Raw genomic sequence first — 2465 nt, forward strand, 5'->3', positions numbered from 1 at the left:
AATTTTGATAATCAGACAGTTGTCCGGTGCCAGATCGTCTGCATATACCGGCTTGCCGGTGACCAGTGATTCCGCGTCCTTTTTGACAATCGGTGCACCGACATATTTTCCCGGCTCTCTGGAATCTGGTAATCTCATGATTCTGCCTCCTTCTGCTGCTTGAGCCATGTATGAATCGCACGCATATGGCTGGCATAGCCGGTGCAGCGGCACAGATTGCCGGACAGATATTCTTTGATTTCCGCATCTGTCGGATCCGTCAGCTCGCGCTTCATCGCCAGCACATTCATGATAAAGCCCGGATTGCAGAAGCCGCACTGCTCGCCGCCCTCGTAGGCAAGAACCATACCAAACTCGCGTGCTTCATCCTGTAAGCCTTCCAGCGTGGTTACTTCGTGTCCGGCGGCACGCGCTGCCAGCACATTACAGCTGAGCACCGGCTTGCCGTCCAGCCATACAGTACATAGACCACAGTTGGAGGTCTCACAGCCGCGCTTGACGCTCTTGCAGTGGTGCTTGCGGCAAAAATCCAACAACAACATATCCGGCTCAATCAGATCAACGATCTGTTTGCCATTTAATTTCAATTTAATTTCCATTTGTTTCGATCCTTTCCAGCTCATCCGCCGCGCGCTGAATCAGCACACCGGACAGCATCCGGCGATACTCCGCTGAAGCGCGAATATTGTCCTGATAAGACAAGGCTTTTGCCTTGTCAATCAGTTCCGGAATGGTATCCGCATAGACTTCCCGCGCACGAATCGGGCGCGCGCCGACAGCTGCACAGTACTTGCCGTCCTTAACGCTGACCGCCGCAGTCAGAACCGGAAAATCCGTCTCTGTGTTGCGGAACGACTGATAGGCAATCTTGCGTCCTGTTTTCTGGATGTGCACAGCAGTCAAAATGCTGTTGTCCGGCTTCTGTCGGCAAAATTCTGCGATTGGCACCTGTACCAGCTTGTCCTCGCCCTGATACAGCTCTACCGTGCAGTCTAGTGCCAGCAGCAGTGTCAACGGATCGGAAAATCCGGCGCGAAGCCAGACCGAGCCGCCCATCGTCGCACAGTTGCGGAACTGCACGCCGACAATATGCCTCACGCTCTCCTGCGCCGCATGGTCAAAATACGTGTTGAGTCCCTCATGGGTCTCAAACTGCCGCAGCGTCACCATCGCGCCGATGATGAACTCGCTGTCGGTCTCCTCGATTTGATCCAGTCCCAAGCCGCTCAAATCAATAGCGGTCGACACATTGCCGCTGCTCATTTTCATCCAGCCCATACCGCCCAGCACGCGGTTCGGGCGCTTTTGGTTTGCCTTCCATGCTTCTTCCAAAGAGCTTGCTTTCAAAAATTCTCGGATTGTAATCATATTCCCGTCACCTCTTCGCTCTCAGTTTGTTCTCTCTCGCTGCTTCGCCAACAAATCCAAATGCAGCAGTGCTTCCAGCACACCGCCGCCTACCGCCCTCGCCTTATCGCTGACGGAATAACAGTGCGCCCGCTCGCATCGCGGGTCAACATCTCCGGACTTCATGCCCTTCGTCACAACAACGCCGCTTTGCAGCAAGCCGCGCACCACACCGGGGATTTCACTGCGCATCGGCATCCCATTTACCGTGCCGCAAATGTCCCCGCGCTGCACCGTGTCGCCAATCAGCACAACCGGCTCAAACACGCCGTCACACGGTGCGCGCAAAATGCGTTCCTTGGTGTAGCCGCCGATATTACCCGGCACGCCGGTGTTGGCAATCGCACTGCCAGTATAGATGCATCTGCCCAAATAATGTCCGCGTTTGGTCTCTACCACGCAATGACAATCTTTTCCCGCTGTAAATCCTGGTCCCACAGCGACCACAATTGGAGCATCGTCGATGCGCGTACCCAAATTCTGTTTTGCCAAAATCGCATCGACAACGGCATCCGGCTTCCATTGCTCGCGGATTTTTGCCTCCGGATCAATAACCACGGCAATATCTCCGCGCCGCAAAACCTCTTGTACTTCGTCCATGTTGCTGCACAGCTGTGCAGCAGAGCCTTCAATTTCTACTGTCCGTTCGTACATGGCTCTAGAAAACGCCACGGTGCGCCGCACCGCTGTCGGAACGGCAAGATCCGTCATGACAATGGAGCAGCCGCACTGATGCAGCCGACAGGCAATGCCGCTCGCCAAATCTCCGGCTCCTTTTATCAATACTCGCATGTTGTATCCTCTCGATATGTCGTCAAGACGCAGGAAATGGCATCGGGCAAACATGCCGTGATGCGAACGCCTGCTTCTTTTTCTTTTGTGCCGTCTGCCTGATTGAGAATCACGGCAAACCGCCGCTCGTGTACCTCTTTCCGCAGTCCACTTTCGTGCAAAAGCAGAGTTGCCGCGGCTTCCGGCGTGATGCACTGCTCCGGTGTCATCGAAAGCATCTCGCATACGCGCTCCGGCCGATGGCATACCTGGGCAATCGGTTTTCC

The 2465-nt window shown here is 54.9% G+C and carries 3 protein-coding genes and 1 pseudogene; all 4 read right to left on the reverse strand.

Annotated elements, in window-relative coordinates; genetic code table 11:
* Positions 1-134 precede the first annotated feature (134 nt).
* Positions 135-599 (reverse strand): (2Fe-2S)-binding protein, encoded by a 465-nt coding sequence (locus ACR0P9_RS10885; protein WP_432620053.1) that lies wholly within the window; start codon positions 597-599, stop codon positions 135-137.
* Positions 589-1368: an FAD binding domain-containing protein gene (locus ACR0P9_RS10890; protein WP_432620055.1), complete on the reverse strand. Its 780-nt coding sequence runs from the start codon at positions 1366-1368 to the stop codon at positions 589-591. The genes ACR0P9_RS10885 and ACR0P9_RS10890 overlap by 11 nt, the downstream gene beginning before the upstream one ends.
* A gap of 21 nt (positions 1369-1389) precedes the next feature.
* Positions 1390-2199, reverse strand: a complete 810-nt coding sequence (yqeB, locus tag ACR0P9_RS10895; protein WP_432620057.1) for a selenium-dependent molybdenum cofactor biosynthesis protein YqeB — start codon at positions 2197-2199, stop codon at positions 1390-1392.
* A pseudogene (locus tag ACR0P9_RS10900) lies at positions 2187-2465 on the reverse strand (selenium cofactor biosynthesis protein YqeC); the annotation flags it as partial. The pseudogene ACR0P9_RS10900 and the gene yqeB, both read right to left, overlap by 13 nt.

The organism is Butyricicoccus sp., from assembly GCF_050872565.1.
Classification (GTDB): Bacteria; Bacillota; Clostridia; order Oscillospirales; family Butyricicoccaceae; genus Butyricicoccus_A.